This is a genomic window from Amycolatopsis deserti, assembly GCF_014653945.1.
In the GTDB taxonomy this organism is placed as follows: domain Bacteria; phylum Actinomycetota; class Actinomycetes; order Mycobacteriales; family Pseudonocardiaceae; genus Amycolatopsis_E; species Amycolatopsis_E deserti.
In genome coordinates this window covers 1,726,477-1,740,959 of the sequence record NZ_BNAU01000001.1, presented here as the reverse complement: position 1 = coordinate 1,740,959, position 14,483 = coordinate 1,726,477, and the positions used below count along the sequence as shown (strand labels likewise).

Sequence of the window (14,483 nt, the reverse complement as noted above, 5' to 3'; positions counted from 1 at the left end):
CGTCCGGGGGCCGGTGCGATAAGGTGGAAGCCCGTGGGACTTCAGCCGCGGACAGCCAAGTACGTTTTCGTCACGGGGGGCGTCGCCTCCTCCCTGGGCAAGGGCCTGACGGCCTCCAGCCTGGGCCAGCTCCTCACCTCTCGCGGCCTGCGGGTCACGATGCAGAAGCTGGATCCCTACCTCAACGTGGATCCGGGCACGATGAACCCGTTCCAGCACGGGGAGGTGTTCGTCACCGAGGACGGCGCCGAGACCGACCTGGACATCGGCCACTACGAGCGCTTCCTCGACCGGGACCTCTCCGGCTCGGCGAACGTCACGACCGGCCAGGTCTACTCCGAGGTGATCGCCAAGGAGCGCCGCGGTGAGTACCTCGGGGACACCGTGCAGGTCATCCCGCACATCACCGACGAGATCAAGCGCCGCATCATGGCAGTCGCGTCCTCCGACGGCACCGGGCAGCAGCCCGACGTGGTCATCACCGAGGTCGGCGGCACGGTCGGCGACATCGAGTCGCTGCCGTTCCTGGAGGCCTGCCGCCAGGTGCGGCACGAGATCGGCCGGGACAACTGCTTCTTCCTGCACGTGTCGCTGGTGCCCTACCTGGCGCCCTCGGGCGAGCTGAAGACCAAGCCGACCCAGCACTCGGTCGCCGCGCTGCGCAACATCGGCATCCAGCCCGACGCCCTGGTGTGCCGGGCCGACCGCGACCTGCCCGAGGACCTCAAGCGCAAGATCGGGCTGATGTGCGACGTGGACAACGAGGCCGTCATCGCCTGCCCGGACGCCCCGTCCATCTACGACATCCCCAAGGTGCTGCACCGCGAGGCGCTGGACGCCTACGTCGTGCGCCGCCTCGGCCTGCCCTTCCGCGACGTCGACTGGACGGTGTGGGGCGACCTGCTCGACCGCGTGCACAACCCGTCCGAGACGGTCCGGGTCGCGCTGGTCGGCAAGTACATCGACCTGCCCGACGCCTACCTGTCGGTCACCGAGGCCCTGCGCGCCGGCGGGTTCGCCCACCGCGCCAAGGTCGAGATCGTCTGGGTCGCCTCCGACCGCGCCACCACCCCGGCCGGCGCGGCCGCCGCGCTCGGCGACGTCGACGGCGTCCTGGTGCCCGGTGGCTTCGGCGTGCGCGGCATCGAGGGCAAGATCGGCGCCATCCACTACGCCCGCACCCGCGGCATCCCGGTGCTCGGGCTGTGCCTGGGCCTGCAGTGCATGGTCATCGAGGCGGCCCGCAACCTGGCCGGCATCGAGGGCGCGAACTCGGCCGAGTTCGACGAGGCGACCGAGCACCCGGTGATCTCCACGATGGCCGACCAGAAGGACGTCGTCGCCGGCGAGCGGGACATGGGCGGCACCATGCGGCTGGGCGCCTACCCGGCCAAGCTCAAGCCCGGGTCGCAGGTCGCCAAGGCCTACGGCAGCACCGACGTGTCCGAGCGGCACCGGCACCGCTACGAGGTCAACAACGCCTACCGCAAGCGGCTGTCCGACGCCGGGCTGGTCTTCTCCGGCACCTCGCCGGACGACCGCCTGGTCGAGTTCGTCGAGCTGCCCGCCGACGTGCACCCGTTCTTCGTGGGCACCCAGGCGCACCCGGAGCTGAAGAGCCGGCCGACCCGGCCGCACCCGCTGTTCGACGCGTTCATCGACGCCGTCGTCCGCTACCGCACGGCCGACCGGCTGCCGGTCGAGCTGCCCGAGCCCACCGTGAGCGCGCATTGACCGCGCCCGGCGAGCACGACTTCCGGGTGGTGTCCAGCAAGGACGTCCACATCGGACGCGTGGTGGGCCTGCGCATCGACGAGGTCGCGATGCCCGGCGGCGGCACCGCCAAGCGCGAGGTGGTCGAACACCTCGGCGCGGTCGCGATCGCCGCGGTGGACACCGACGGCACGGTCACCCTGGTCCACCAGTACCGGCACCCGCTGGGGCGGCGGATCTGGGAGCTGCCCGCCGGGCTGCTCGACCACGCCGGGGAGGACCCGGTCGAGGCCGCGCGGCGCGAGCTGGCCGAGGAGGCGGGGCTCGCGGCCGGGCGGTGGGAGACGCTGGTCGACGTGGCCGCCTCGCCCGGCTTCACCGACGAGGTGGTGCGGGTGTTCCTCGCGCGCGACCTGACGCCGGTGGACCGGGAGGTCCTCGGCGACGAGGAGGCCGACCTGGTGGTGCACCGGGTGCCGCTGGCCGAGGCGGTGCGGATGGCGTTGTCCGGGGAGATCGTCAACGGCGCGACCGTGGGCGGGGTGCTGGCCGCGCACGCGGTCGTGCACGACGGCGCCCCTTCGCGGCCGGCGGACGCGCCGTGGCGGGACCGGCCGACGAAGTTCGCCGATCGCATTTCCTGACGGCACGCTCTAGGGTGTCGGCGTGCGTGTTCTGCCGGCTGCCGAGGTGGTCACCGCCTATCTCGATCATCTGGCCGTGGAGCGCGGGACGGCACGCAACACACTGGACAGCTACGCCCGCGACCTGCGCCGGTACCTGCGGTACCTGGAGCAGGCCGGGGTCCGGGACTTCCGGCGCATCACCGAGGCCGACGTCACCGGGTTCGGCGCCGCGCTGCGCGAGGGCGACGAGGTGCACCCGCCGCTGGCGGCGTCCTCGGCGGCGCGGGCCCTGGTGGCCGTGCGCGGACTGCACCGCTTCGCCCACCTCGACGGGCTGACCGAGGAGGACCCGGCCCGCGAGGTGCGGCCCCCGGCGGCGGCCAAGCGGCTGCCCAAGGCGCTGCCGGTGGACGACGTGCTGCGGCTGCTGGCCGTGCCGCCCGCCGAGGGGGAGCGGCCGCTGCGCGACCGGGCCCTGCTGGAGCTGCTGTACTCCACCGGCGCCCGGATCTCCGAGGCCGTCGGGCTCGACCTCGACGACGTGGACCGCGAGGAGCGCACCGTGCTGCTCGACGGCAAGGGCGGCAAGCAGCGGCTGGTGCCGATCGGCCGCCCCGCGGTCGAGGCGCTGGAGGCCTACCTGGTGCGGGCCCGCCCGGTGCTGGCGCGGCGCGGCCGGGGCACCGCGGCGGTGTTCCTCAACGCGCGCGGCACGCGGCTGTCCCGGCAGAGCGCGTGGCAGGTGCTCAAGACCAACGCCGAGCGCGCCGGGATCTCCACCGCCGTGTCGCCGCACACGCTGCGTCACAGTTTTGCCACCCACCTGCTGGAGGGCGGGGCGGACGTCCGGGTGGTCCAAGAGCTGCTCGGCCACGCTTCGGTGACCACGACACAGGTGTACACCCTGGTCACGATGAACACTCTGCGTGAGGTATATGCTACGGCCCATCCTCGGGCGCTGGGTTGACCTGATCGCCTCCGGCGAGTTGCTTTGGCGACAAACGGCTCGCCGAATAGGCTGCGGCCAACCCGTCGAACGAGGAGTTTCGCGCCATGTCGACACCGCAGCCCTCGACCAGATCGGTCACAGCCGCATCGGCTGCCGCGAACCTCGACCAGTTGACCATCGCGACCGAGGGGGAGCCCGACACCGTGGACTCTGTCGTGGCCGTGGGCGCCGAAGCGAACGGCAAGCCCAAGCTCGGCCCGACCGGCAGACCGTTGCGCGAGATTCCCGAACCGCCCCTGCTGGACAAGCACGGCCCGGCCACGGTGCTGGCCATGTGCAACCAGAAGGGCGGCGTCGGCAAGACCACGTCGACGATCAACCTGGGCGCCGCGCTCGCCGAGTACGGACGACGGGTGCTGCTGGTGGACTTCGACCCGCAGGGCGCGCTGTCGGTGGGGCTCGGCGTGCAGCCGCACGAGCTGGACCAGACGGTCTACAACGCGATCATGGAGCGATCCGTGACCGCCCAGGACATCCTGCGGCACACCAGTGTCGAGGGCATGGACCTGCTGCCGAGCAACATCGACCTCTCCGCCGCCGAGGTGCAGCTGGTCGCCGAGGTGGGCCGCGAGCACACGTTGCTCCGGGTCGTGCAACCCCTCATCTCGGAGTACGACTATGTTCTGGTCGACTGCCAGCCATCGCTCGGGTTGCTCACGGTGAACGCGCTCACGGCCGCCGACGGCGTGATCATCCCGCTGGAGTGCGAGTTCTTCAGCTTGCGTGGCGTGGCTTTGTTGATCGACACGATCGAGAAGGTACGCGAACGCTTGAACCCCAAACTGGACATCACCGGCATCCTGGCCACCATGTTCGACCCGCGGACCCTCCACTCACGGGAGGTCATGGCGCGGGTCGTGGAGGCCTTCGGCGACACCGTGTTCGACACGGTGATCAATCGCACCGTGCGGTTCCCGGAGACCACCGTGGCCGGTGAGCCCATCACCCGCTGGGCCCCCAAGTCCGCCGGCGCGCAGGCGTATCGCGCGCTGGCCCGCGAGGTGATCGCTCGGTGAGCAGGCGAGCCTCCCTCCCCGGGGCTTCGGAACTCTTCCGCCTGACCAGCAGCCCGGCCCTCGACGTGCCCGCGCCGCCCACGCCCGCCCCGCAGCGCCCGGAGGCGCAGCGGCCGGGCCACGGGCACAACTCCGGGCACCGCGAGCAGCTGGAACGCAGCGCCGCCGGGCGCCGCGGCAGCGGACGGCAGAAGCACGACTCGAAGATCACCGTCTACGTCTCCGGCGACGAGCTGGTCGCGATGGAGCAGGCGCGGCTGAGCCTGCGGGCCGAGCACGGCCTGGCCATCGACCGCGGCCGTCTCGTCCGTGAGGCGGTGGCGGTGCTGCTGGCGGACTTCGACGAGCACGGCGCCGACTCGGTGCTGGTGCGCCGCTTGCGCGAGGGCGGCCTCGACTCCGAGGAAGCCGCCGGGCCGTGAGCGAGAACGGGGCTCCGGTCGACGGGGCCCAGCCCGTCGAGGATTCGGCGGCGCCGAAGTTCAAGGTCCGGCTGGACAACTTCGAGGGGCCGTTCGACCTGCTGCTGCAGCTGATCTCGCAGCACCAGCTCGACGTCACCGAGGTTGCGCTGCACCAGGTCACCGACGACTTCATCGCCTACACGCAGGCGCTGGGGCCGGAGTGGGACCTGGACGAGGTCACCGAGTTCCTCGTCATCGCGGCGACCCTGCTCGACCTCAAGGCGGCGCGGCTGCTGCCCGCCGCCGAGGTCGAGGACGAGGACGACCTGGCCCTGCTCGAGGCGCGGGACCTGCTGTTCGCCCGTGTGCTGCAGTACCGGGCGTACAAGCAGGTCGCCGCGCTGTTCGCGGAGCTGGAGGCCGGGGCGCTGCGGCGGTACCCGCGGTCGGTGTCGCTGGAGGAGCGCTACCTCGGGTTGCTGCCCGAGGTGATGCTCGGGGTCGACGCCGAGAAGTTCGCGGAGATCGCGCTGGCGGTGTTCCGGCCCAAGCCGCCGCCGACGGTGTCGCTGGACCACATCCACGCGCACCGGGTGTCGGTGCGGGAGCACGCCGCGCTGCTGCGGCTGAAGCTGGCCGAGCGCGGCGACGCGACGTTCACCGAGCTGGTCGAGGACTGCGAGCACACGGTCGAGGTGGTGGCCCGGTTCCTGGCGCTGCTGGAGCTCTACCGCGAGTCCAGCGTGCAGTTCGAGCAGGACGAGCCGCTGACGATGCTGCGGGTGCGGTGGACCGGCGGATCGGTCTCGGAGGCCGAGGCCGCCGCCGAGCTGGACCGGGCCCGCGTCGAGGAAGAGGAGTACGGGTGAGTCCCGAACACGAGCCGGCCGAGGCCGAGGCGCCCGAGGTTCCGGAGGCGGACGCGCCCCGCGAGGACGCGCCGGCCGCCGGGGAGGAGCCGGACATGCCCGCGGAGGAGGCGCCGGCCGCCGAGGCGATGCCTCCCGCGGAGGAGGCCGACGAGCCCGAGGACACCGAGGACGACGACCTCGTCGCGGTGGGGGACGGGCTTCCCGATCTCACCGAGCACTCCGCGCTGGCCGCGGCCCTGGAAGCCCTCCTGCTGGTCGTCGACTCGCCGGTGAGCGAAGAAGCGCTCGCCGGCGCGCTCGGCCAGCCCGAGGCCCGCGTCACGCAGACCCTGCAGGTCATGGCCGCCGAGCTCACCGAGCGCGGCAGCGGCATCGACCTGCGGCGGGTCGGCGAGGGGTGGCGCCTGTTCACCCGCGACACCTACGCGCCGTTCGTCGAGAAGCTCCTGCTGGACGGGCAGCGCTCCAAGCTGACCCGGGCGGCTCTGGAAACCCTCGCCGTGATCGCCTACCGGCAGCCCGTCACGCGCTCCCGCGTCGCGGCCGTGCGCGGCGTGAACGTCGACGGTGTGATCCGCACCCTGCTCGCCCGCGGACTCATCGAGGAAAGCGGCGCCGACCCCGAGACGGGTGGCACCCTGTACGTGACGACCGAACTGTTCCTGGAGCGGCTGGGTCTGTCGTCGCTGACCGACCTGCCGCCGATCGCCCCCCTGTTGCCGGAAGTGGACTCCATCGATGACATCTGAGCCCGAAGCCGAGGGCGTGCGCCTGCAGAAGGTGCTCGCCAAGGCGGGCGTGGCCTCGCGCCGCGCCGCCGAAGAGCTGATCGTGCAGGGCCGGGTGAGCGTCGACGGCAAGATCGTGCGCGAGCTCGGCCGGCGCGTCGACCCGGACAGCGCCGTGATCCACGTCGACGGCACCCGGGTCATCCTCCGCGAGGACCTGATCCACCTGGCGCTCAACAAGCCCCGCGGCGTGCACACCACGATGTACGACGACCAGGGCCGCCCGTGCGTCGGCGACTACGTGCGCGACCGCAGCGAGCGCCTGTTCCACGTCGGCCGCCTGGACGCCGACACCGAGGGCCTGCTGCTGCTCACCAACGACGGCGACCTCGCGCACCGGCTGATGCACCCCTCCTACCACGTGCCCAAGACCTACCTGGCCGAGGTCGACGGCAAGGTGCCGCGCGGCCTGGGCAAGGAGCTCAAGGACGGCATCGTGCTGGAGGACGGCCCGGTGCGCGTCGACGCCTTCCGCGTCAAGGACAGCATGGGCGGGCGCACCCTGCTGGAGATCGTGCTGCACGAGGGCCGCAAGCACATCGTGCGGCGCCTGCTGGCCGAGGTCGGGTTCCCGGTGCGCAAGCTGGTGCGCACCGCGATCGGCGACGTCCAGCTGGGCAACGGCAAGCCGGGCACGATCCGCAAGCTCAACCGGGAAGAGGTCGGCGGCCTGTACCGGCGCGTCGGCCTGTAGCGGCAGCGCCCGCCGTTCCCCGGCGGGCGCTGCCGGGACCCGCTACCGGGCAGCGACCGGGGCGCGGGGTGCCACGGCTCGCCGGGGAATGCCGAGCGCGACGAGGGCCCCGAGGAACGCGAGCACCGCCACCGCACCCATGCCCGCGGAGAACCCCGCGCTGAACTCCCCGGGCGAGGTGTAGCCGCCGCCCGCGGCCGCGAACACGGCGACCGTGACCGACGTGCCGAACACGCCCCCGAAGATCCGCAGCATCATGAACGCACCGGACGCCTGCCCGATCTCCGGCGGCCGCACCGCCGCGACCACCGCCCGCTGCGCCGCGGGCATCGCCATCGTCACCCCGGCACCGCCGACGACCAGTGCCGGCACGATCTCCGCGTAGCTGGTGCCGGCGTCGGCGATCAGGGCGATCCAGCCCAGGCTGACCGACTGCAGCAGCAGCCCGCCCGCCACGAACGTGCGCTCGCCGAACCGGTCGGCCAGCCGTCCGGCGATCGGCGCGCACACCATCAGCGTCGCGGTCCACGGCACCAGCCGCAGGCCGGCGGCCAACGGCCCGTCGCCGTGCACGGTCTGGAAGTACTGCGCGAGGAAGAACATCGTCCCGTACAGCGAGGCGAACACGAGGAAGTTCGCCGGGTTGGCGGTGGCGAACGCGCGCGACCGGAAGAACCGCATCGGCAGCATCGGCGCCGCCGCGCGCCGTTCCCAGACCACGAACGCCACCACCAGCGCGGCCCCGAGCACGAGCGCGCCCAGGACCTCGGCGCTGCCCCAGCCCGCCGCGTTCCCGCGCACCAGGGCCCACACGATGCCGAACCCCGCCGCGGTCACCAGAACCACGCCACCCAGGTCGAACCGGTGGTGCGGTCCGAAGGTCTCGCCGACGCGCCGCGTGGTGAGCACGATCGTGATCAGCCCTACCGGCAGGTTCAGCCAGAAGATCCACTGCCAGGCCAGTCCCTGGGCGATGACGCCGCCGAGGAACGGGCCGCTGAACGTCGCCAGGCCGGTGATCCCCAGGTACAGACCCATCGCCCGGCCCCGCTGCTCCGCCGGGAACGCCGCGCTGACCAGGGTGAGCGACAGCGGCAGCACCATCGCGGCCCCGGCGCCCTGGAACGCCCGGGCCGTGATCAGGGCGCCGACGCCCGGCGCCAGCGCGCACGCCACCGACGAGGCGGTGAACAACGCCAGCCCGATGCCGAACACGCGGCGGCGGCCGAACCGGTCACCCAGCGCCGCGCCGGTCAGCAGCAGCACCGCGAACGCCAGGTTGTAGGCGTTGACCGTCCACTCCAGCGATTCGAGCGAGGCCGCCAGGTCCTGCCGGATCGAGGTCAGCGCCGTCGTCACCACCAGGCTGTCCAGGGCCATCATGAACGACGCGGTCGAGGCCAGGCCCAGGACCCAGGCCTGCCGCGGGGTCACCGGGCGGCCCGCGGCGGGCGCTGGTCGTCCGGGTCGTCGGGGTCGGGCTCGCCGAACCACCGCGACGGTTCGTGCCGGCCGTACTCGTCGTGCCAGTCCCACCACTCGTAGGGCGCGGTCTGCGGGTAGCCCTCCGGGGAGTCCTCCCAGGACTCCTGACGGCCGAGCGCGGTCAGGTCGAGGTAGCTCCAGTTGGTACCCAGCGCCTCGTCGCCCCGGTTGTTGACGAAGTAGGTGCGGTACACCTGGTCGCCGTGGTGGATGAAGGCGTTGGTGCCGTGCCAGGAGTCGACACCGAAATCGGCGTCGAACTCGTCGGTGATGGTGTACCAGGGCATCCGCCAGCCCATCCGCGCCTTGACCCGCTCGATGTCGGCCTGCGGGGCACGCGAGGCGAACACCAGCGTGGTGTCCCGCGCGTTGAGGTGGGCGAGGTGGCCGAGGTTGTCCGCCATCATCGAACAGCCGCGGCAGGCGTGGTCGGGCCAGCCGTGCACGCCCGGTTCGAAGAAGGCGCGGTAGACGATCAGCTGACGGCGGCCGTGGAACAGGTCGAGCAGGCTCGCCTCGCCCTCGGGGCCGCGGAACGAGTACCGCTTCGCCACGGCCACCCAGGGCATCCGCCGGCGCGCGGCGGCCAGCGCGTCGCGCGCCCGGGTCAGTTCCTTCTCCTTGACCAGCATCCGCTGGTGCGCCGCCGCCCACTCCGCCGGTGACACGATCGGTGGTGTCTGCATGTGTCCGCCTTCCCGTTTCGTCGGATACCGGTACCGACACCGGCGGGGCCGGGAACTGGTCGGCGGGAACTGGTCGGCAGGGTCAGGGACGCAGAGTTCGCGGGAAACCGAACCGGGCCAGCAGCGCGGTGTCGGAGAACCGGGTCAGCGCGCTGATCCGGTCGCCGCTCAGGGTCAGCACGATCACGCCGTGCGCGTGCAGCACGGGGGTCCGCGGGTCGCGGACGTAGTAGCCGAAGGCCGGCTGGCCGTTCGCGCGGGTCGGGTACAGCACGTACCGGCGGCCGTCGCGCATGACGACCGTGTCCAGGAAGGTCCGGATGGCGTCGGGCCCCTGGTACTCCAGCGGCAGCGGTGGCATGGTCAGCCACGCGTCGCCGGTCAGCAGGGCCACGATCGCCTCGACGTCCCCGGCCTCGAACGCGCGGGCGAAGGTGTCCACGACGCGTCGTTCCCGGGGCGAGTCCGGCAGCGGCGCGTCCGCCCAGCCGGGCAGCTCGCCGGACAGCGCGCTCCGCGCCCGGGTGAGCGCGCTGGTCACCGCGTTTTCGGTGGTGTCCAGCATCTCCGCCACCTCGGCGGCCCGGAACCCGAGCACGTCCCGCAGCACCAGCACCACCCGTTGTCTGGGCGGCAGGTGCTGCAGCGCGGCCAGGAACGCCAGCGACACCGACTCCCTGACCTCGTACCGCGCTTCCGGCCCGGCCAGCTGACCGGCCGCCTCGAACAGCTCGTCGGGGTACGGTTCCAGCCAGCTCGGTTCCGGCCGGCGGCGGGATGGCTCGGGCAACGGAACGTCTCCTCGGGGGCTCGGGTGGTCACGTGGGCGGCGGGCTTCGGCCCGCAACGCGTTCAGGCAGCGGTTGGTGGCGATCCGGTACAGCCACGTCCGCACCGAGGCGCGTCCCTCGTAGCCGCCGATGCCGCGCCACGCCGCCAGCAGGGTCTCCTGCAGCATGTCCTCGGCGTCCTGCACCGAGCCGAGGATGCGGTAGCAGTGCACCTGCAGCTCACGCCGGAAGGGCTCGACCAGCGCGCGGAAGGCCTCCCCGTCGCCGCCGCGGGCGAGCGCCAGGAGTTCCTGGTGGTGGGTCGGGTGCATGGCGGCTCCTTCGGTCACGCGGCTGTCCTCACTGTGGTGGACACCGCCGGCCCGGGAAACTGGTCGCGACTGGGCATCTCGTGTGGCGGCGCCCGGCGGACGCGGCGAGCCCCTAGGATCGCGGCGTGGCATCCGCTGAGACCATCCCGGTGAGCGACGCGCTGCAGACGCTGCGGCGCGTCTTCGGCTACGACTCCTTCCGCGGTGACCAGGAAGCGATCGTCGAGCACGTGATCGGGGGCGGCGACGCGGTCGTGCTGATGCCGACCGGCGGCGGGAAGTCCCTGTGCTACCAGATCCCGTCGCTGGTGCGCCCGGGCACCGGGGTGGTCGTCTCGCCGCTGATCGCGCTGATGCAGGACCAGGTGGACGCGCTGCTGGCGGTCGGGGTGCGCGCCGGGTTCCTCAACTCGTCGCAGGACTTCGAGCAGCGCCGCGAGGTCGAGGCCGCGTTCCTCGCGGGCGAGCTGGACCTGCTGTACCTGGCGCCGGAACGGCTGTCGATGGACTCCACGCGCAACCTTCTGGACCGCGGGAAGGTCGCCTTGTTCGCGATCGACGAGGCGCACTGCGTGTCCCAGTGGGGCCACGACTTCCGGCCCGACTACCTGGGCCTGTCCGAGCTGCACGAGCGCTGGCCGGACGTGCCGCGCATCGCGCTGACCGCCACCGCGACGAAGGCCACGCACGCCGAGATCGTGTCCCGCCTCAACCTGGGCGAGGCCCGCCAGTTCGTGGCGAGTTTCGACCGGCCCAACATCCAGTACCGCATCGCGCCGAAGGCCGAGCCGAAGAAGCAGCTGCTCGACCTGATCCGCACCGAGCACCCGGGCGACGCGGGCATCGTGTACTGCCTGTCGCGCAACTCGGTGGAGAAGACCGCCGAGTTCCTGGTCGCCAACGGGATCAGCGCGGTTCCCTACCACGCCGGTCTGGATTCCCGCACCCGCGCGCGCAACCAGGCGCGGTTCCTGCGCGAGGACGGGCTGGTGGTGGTCGCGACCATCGCGTTCGGGATGGGCATCGACAAGCCGGACGTGCGGTTCGTGGCGCACCTGGACCTGCCGAAGTCCGTGGAGGGCTACTACCAGGAGACCGGCCGCGCCGGCCGCGACGGGCTGCCGTCCACCGCGTGGCTGGCCTACGGGCTGCAGGACGTCGTGCAGCAGCGGCGGATGATCCAGACCTCCGAGGGCGACGACGCGCACCGCCGCCGGCTGTCGCAGCACCTGGACGCGATGCTGGCGCTGTGCGAGACCGTCGAGTGCCGCCGCGTGCAGCTGCTGAACTACTTCGGCCAGTCCGGACAGCCGTGCGGCAACTGCGACACCTGCCTGACGCCGCCGGAGTCGTGGGACGGCACGATCGCCGCGCAGAAGCTGCTGTCCGCGGTGTACCGGCTGCAGCACGAGCGGGGCCAGAAGTTCGGCGCCGGGCAGATCATCGACATCCTGCTGGGCAAGCAGACGCCGAAGGTGACGCAGCACCGGCACGACCAGCTGACCGTGTTCGGCGTGGGTACCGAGCTGTCGGAGAGCGAGTGGCGGGGCGTGGTGCGGCAGCTGCTGGCGCAGGGGCTGCTGGCCGTCGAGGGCGACTACGGGACGCTGCTGCTGACCGAGGCCAGCGGCGAGGTGCTGGGCCGCAAGCGCGAGGTGCGGATGCGCCGCGAGCCCAAGCGCGCCGCCCGTGCCGCCGCGGCGGCGGCGAAGCGCAAGCCGGCGGCGGAGATGCCGGAGGAGGCGCGCCCGGTGTTCGAGAAGCTGCGGGCCTGGCGGTTCGAGGAGGCGAAGAACCAGGGCGTGCCCGCCTACATCGTCTTCAGCGACGCCACCCTGCGGCAGATCGCCACCGAGCAGCCGTCTACTTTGGACGAGCTGGCCGGGGTGAGCGGGGTCGGGGAGAACAAGCTCGCCCGGTACGGCGAGAAGGTGCTGGCGACTCTGGCGGAGGGTGAGTAGTGGAGATCTGGGTCAACCCGCGGTGCTCGAAGTGCCGGTCGGCGCTGTCGATCCTGGACGAGGCGGGCGTGTCCTACGAGGTCCGCCGGTATCTGGAGGAGCCGCCGACGGTGGCCGAGCTGGACGCGGTGCTCGAGCGCCTGGGCCTGGACCCGTGGGACATCGCGCGGCTGCAGGAGCCCGAGGCGGCCGAGCTGGGGATCAAGAGCTGGCCGAAGGACGAGGCGAGCCGCGGCCGGTGGCTGGAGGCGCTCGCGGAGCACCCGAAGCTGATCCAGCGGCCGATCATCACCGCCGACGACGGAACCACGGTGGTCGGGCGATCGGAAGAGGCCGTGCGTTCAGTGCTGCCCTGACGGCGTCCGGCGACCACGCTGTCGCCGGAGCGGTCAGCTCGCGGTGGTGGCGGGCTCGTGGCCGTGCCCGCGCCGCCGCTGCAGGCCCTTCGCCAGCGGCTCCACCACCCGGGCCGCGATCGGGCCGAGGATCGCCATCAGCAGCACGTACGCGGTCGCCAGTGCGGCCAGTTCGTCGACCACCGCGCCGGCCGACACGGCCAGCCCGGCGATGACGATCGAGAACTCACCGCGCGCCACCAGCGCCGCACCGGCACGGGCGCGGCCCAGCTTGCCGACACCCTGACGCCGCGCGGCCCACCAGCCGGTCGCCACCTTCGTCAGGGTGGTCACCACGGCCAGCAGCACCGCCCAGCCGAGCACCGGCGGGATCGACGCCGGGTTCGTGTTGAGCCCGAACACCACGAAGAACACCGCGGCGAACAGGTCCCGCAGCGGCTCCAGCAGCCGCGTGGCGTTGTGGGCCGTGGAGCCGGAGATCGCGATGCCGAGCAGGAACGCGCCGACCGCGGCGGACACCTGCATCGCCGAGGCGAGCCCGGCCACCAGCAGCGCCGCGCCGAGCACCTTGAGCAGGAACACCTCGCGGTCGTCGGAGTCCACGATCGCCGACACGTACCGGCCGTACTTCAGCGCGATCACCAGCACCACGGTGATCACCAGCAGTGAGATGCCGACGGCCTCCAGTCCGCCGAGGAAGCTCACGCCGCCCAGCAGCGCGGTCAGGATCGGCAGGTACAGCGCCATCGCCAGGTCCTCGAACACCAGGATCGACAGCACCACCGGGGTTTCCCGGTTGCCGAGCCGGCCCAGGTCGCCCAGCACCTTCGCGATGATCCCGGACGAGGAGATGTAGGTGACGCCGGCCATCACGATGGCGCCGATCGGGCCCCACCCGAGCAGCAGCGCGACGGCCGCGCCGGGTGCGGCGTTGAGCACGATGTCCAGCAGGCCGGCCATCCACGAGCGTTTCAGCCCGGTGAACAGCTCGGCCGCCGAGTACTCCAGGCCCAGCAGCAACAGCAGCAGCACGACACCGATCTCGCTGGCCAGGTGCGTGAAGTCGCCGATGTCACCGAGCGGGACGAGGCCGCCCTGCCCGAAGGCCAGGCCGCCGAGGAGGTAGAGCGGGATGGGGGAGAGGCCGATCTTCCCGGCGAGGCGCCCCAGGGCGCCGAGCACGAAGAAGACGGCCCCGAGTTCGATCAGGGCCAGTGCGGTGTGCTCCAAGGGCTCAGCCGTTCTTCAGGATCTTGAGGGCGCCCTCCAGGCCTTCCGACGTGCCGACCGCGACCAGCACGTCACCGGCGGTGAACGTGAAGTCCGGGGTGGGGGAGGGGTGCACCTGGCCGGCGCGCATGACGGCGACCACGGACACGCCGGTCCGGGTCCGCATCGCCGTGTCGCCGAGGGTGCGGCCGTCGAACGGGGAGTTGGCCTTGATGGGCAGCTGCTTGGTGTTGATGCCGGGGACCTCGCGGTGCTCCTCGGTGAGCTGCGCGACCAGTTGCGGGGCGCCGAGCAGGTTGGCCAGCGCGCCGGCCTCGTCGGCGGTCAGGGGCAGGGACGCCAGGCACGCGTCGGGGTCGTCGGACTTGGACACGATCAGCTCGATCTGCCCGTCCCGGTGCGTGACCACCCCGATGCGGCGGCCGTTCCGGGTGGCGAAGTCCTTCCGCACGCCGATGCCCGGTAAGGGCGTTACTTCCACGTTCACGTCCGCCACGGTACCGGTGCGGCTGTCACCGGGTGGACCAGGCACAATGGAGAA

General features: G+C 72.2%; 15 protein-coding genes. 10 read left to right on the top strand and 5 right to left on the bottom strand.

Features of this window, described 5'->3' with window-relative positions; translation table 11 throughout:
• Window positions 1-33 precede the first annotated feature (33 nt).
• The 8 genes from pyrG to IE290_RS08390 all read left to right on the top strand — a co-directional run bounded on the left by pyrG (window position 34) and on the right by IE290_RS08390 (window position 7,122).
• Window positions 34-1,734 (top strand): CTP synthase, encoded by a 1,701-nt coding sequence (gene pyrG / locus IE290_RS08425; RefSeq protein ID WP_191243869.1) that lies wholly within the window; start codon window positions 34-36, stop codon window positions 1,732-1,734.
• Window positions 1,731-2,357, top strand: a complete 627-nt coding sequence (locus IE290_RS08420) for an NUDIX domain-containing protein (protein WP_191243868.1) — start codon at window positions 1,731-1,733, stop codon at window positions 2,355-2,357. Before pyrG ends, IE290_RS08420 begins: the two co-directional genes overlap by 4 nt.
• 46 nt (window positions 2,358-2,403) lie before the next feature.
• Window positions 2,404-3,306, top strand: coding sequence for a site-specific tyrosine recombinase XerD (xerD, locus tag IE290_RS08415; protein ID WP_191244007.1), 903 nt, complete (start codon window positions 2,404-2,406; stop codon window positions 3,304-3,306).
• Window positions 3,307-3,392: 86 nt separating this feature from the next.
• Window positions 3,393-4,364: a ParA family protein gene (locus tag IE290_RS08410; RefSeq protein ID WP_191243867.1), complete on the top strand. Its 972-nt coding sequence runs from the start codon at window positions 3,393-3,395 to the stop codon at window positions 4,362-4,364.
• Window positions 4,361-4,786 carry a cobyrinic acid ac-diamide synthase gene (locus tag IE290_RS08405; protein ID WP_191243866.1) on the top strand — a complete coding sequence of 142 codons (426 nt, stop codon included), beginning with the start codon at window positions 4,361-4,363 and terminating at the stop codon, window positions 4,784-4,786. The genes IE290_RS08410 and IE290_RS08405 overlap by 4 nt, the downstream gene beginning before the upstream one ends.
• Window positions 4,783-5,637, top strand: a complete 855-nt coding sequence (locus IE290_RS08400; protein WP_191243865.1) for a segregation and condensation protein A — start codon at window positions 4,783-4,785, stop codon at window positions 5,635-5,637. The genes IE290_RS08405 and IE290_RS08400 overlap by 4 nt, the downstream gene beginning before the upstream one ends.
• A gap of 95 nt (window positions 5,638-5,732) precedes the next feature.
• A complete protein-coding gene (gene scpB, locus IE290_RS08395; RefSeq protein WP_373300418.1) occupies window positions 5,733-6,389 on the top strand; it encodes an SMC-Scp complex subunit ScpB in 657 nt (218 codons plus the stop codon).
• Window positions 6,379-7,122 carry a pseudouridine synthase gene (locus IE290_RS08390; RefSeq protein WP_191243863.1) on the top strand — a complete coding sequence of 248 codons (744 nt, stop codon included), beginning with the start codon at window positions 6,379-6,381 and terminating at the stop codon, window positions 7,120-7,122. The genes scpB and IE290_RS08390 overlap by 11 nt, the downstream gene beginning before the upstream one ends.
• 42 nt (window positions 7,123-7,164) lie before the next feature.
• Here the strand turns inward: IE290_RS08390 and IE290_RS08385 are convergent, their stop codons facing one another.
• From IE290_RS08385 to IE290_RS08375, 3 genes are all read right to left on the bottom strand, one after another.
• Complete coding sequence (locus IE290_RS08385) at window positions 7,165-8,556, bottom strand: DHA2 family efflux MFS transporter permease subunit (protein WP_191243862.1); 1,392 nt, start codon at window positions 8,554-8,556, stop codon at window positions 7,165-7,167.
• Window positions 8,553-9,293 carry a DUF899 domain-containing protein gene (locus IE290_RS08380; RefSeq protein ID WP_191243861.1) on the bottom strand — a complete coding sequence of 247 codons (741 nt, stop codon included), beginning with the start codon at window positions 9,291-9,293 and terminating at the stop codon, window positions 8,553-8,555. The genes IE290_RS08385 and IE290_RS08380 overlap by 4 nt, the downstream gene beginning before the upstream one ends.
• Window positions 9,294-9,375: 82 nt before the next feature.
• On the bottom strand, window positions 9,376-10,395 hold the full coding sequence (locus IE290_RS08375) for a sigma-70 family RNA polymerase sigma factor (RefSeq protein ID WP_191243860.1): 1,020 nt from the start codon (window positions 10,393-10,395) through the stop codon (window positions 9,376-9,378).
• A gap of 125 nt (window positions 10,396-10,520) precedes the next feature.
• Between IE290_RS08375 and recQ the strand changes: the two genes are divergently transcribed.
• Complete coding sequence (gene recQ, locus IE290_RS08370; RefSeq protein WP_191243859.1) at window positions 10,521-12,356, top strand: DNA helicase RecQ; 1,836 nt, start codon at window positions 10,521-10,523, stop codon at window positions 12,354-12,356.
• Entirely contained in the window at window positions 12,356-12,712 is a 357-nt protein-coding gene (locus IE290_RS08365) for an arsenate reductase family protein (protein ID WP_191243858.1), read from the top strand. Before recQ ends, IE290_RS08365 begins: the two co-directional genes overlap by 1 nt.
• Window positions 12,713-12,745: 33 nt before the next feature.
• Here IE290_RS08365 and IE290_RS08360 read toward each other — a convergent pair whose 3' ends face one another.
• A complete protein-coding gene (locus IE290_RS08360; RefSeq protein ID WP_191243857.1) occupies window positions 12,746-13,942 on the bottom strand; it encodes a cation:proton antiporter in 1,197 nt (398 codons plus the stop codon).
• A 4-nt stretch (window positions 13,943-13,946) separates the two neighbouring features.
• Window positions 13,947-14,429 carry a cation:proton antiporter regulatory subunit gene (locus IE290_RS08355; protein WP_026153076.1) on the bottom strand — a complete coding sequence of 161 codons (483 nt, stop codon included), beginning with the start codon at window positions 14,427-14,429 and terminating at the stop codon, window positions 13,947-13,949.
• Between the last annotated feature and the right edge of the window lie 54 nt (window positions 14,430-14,483).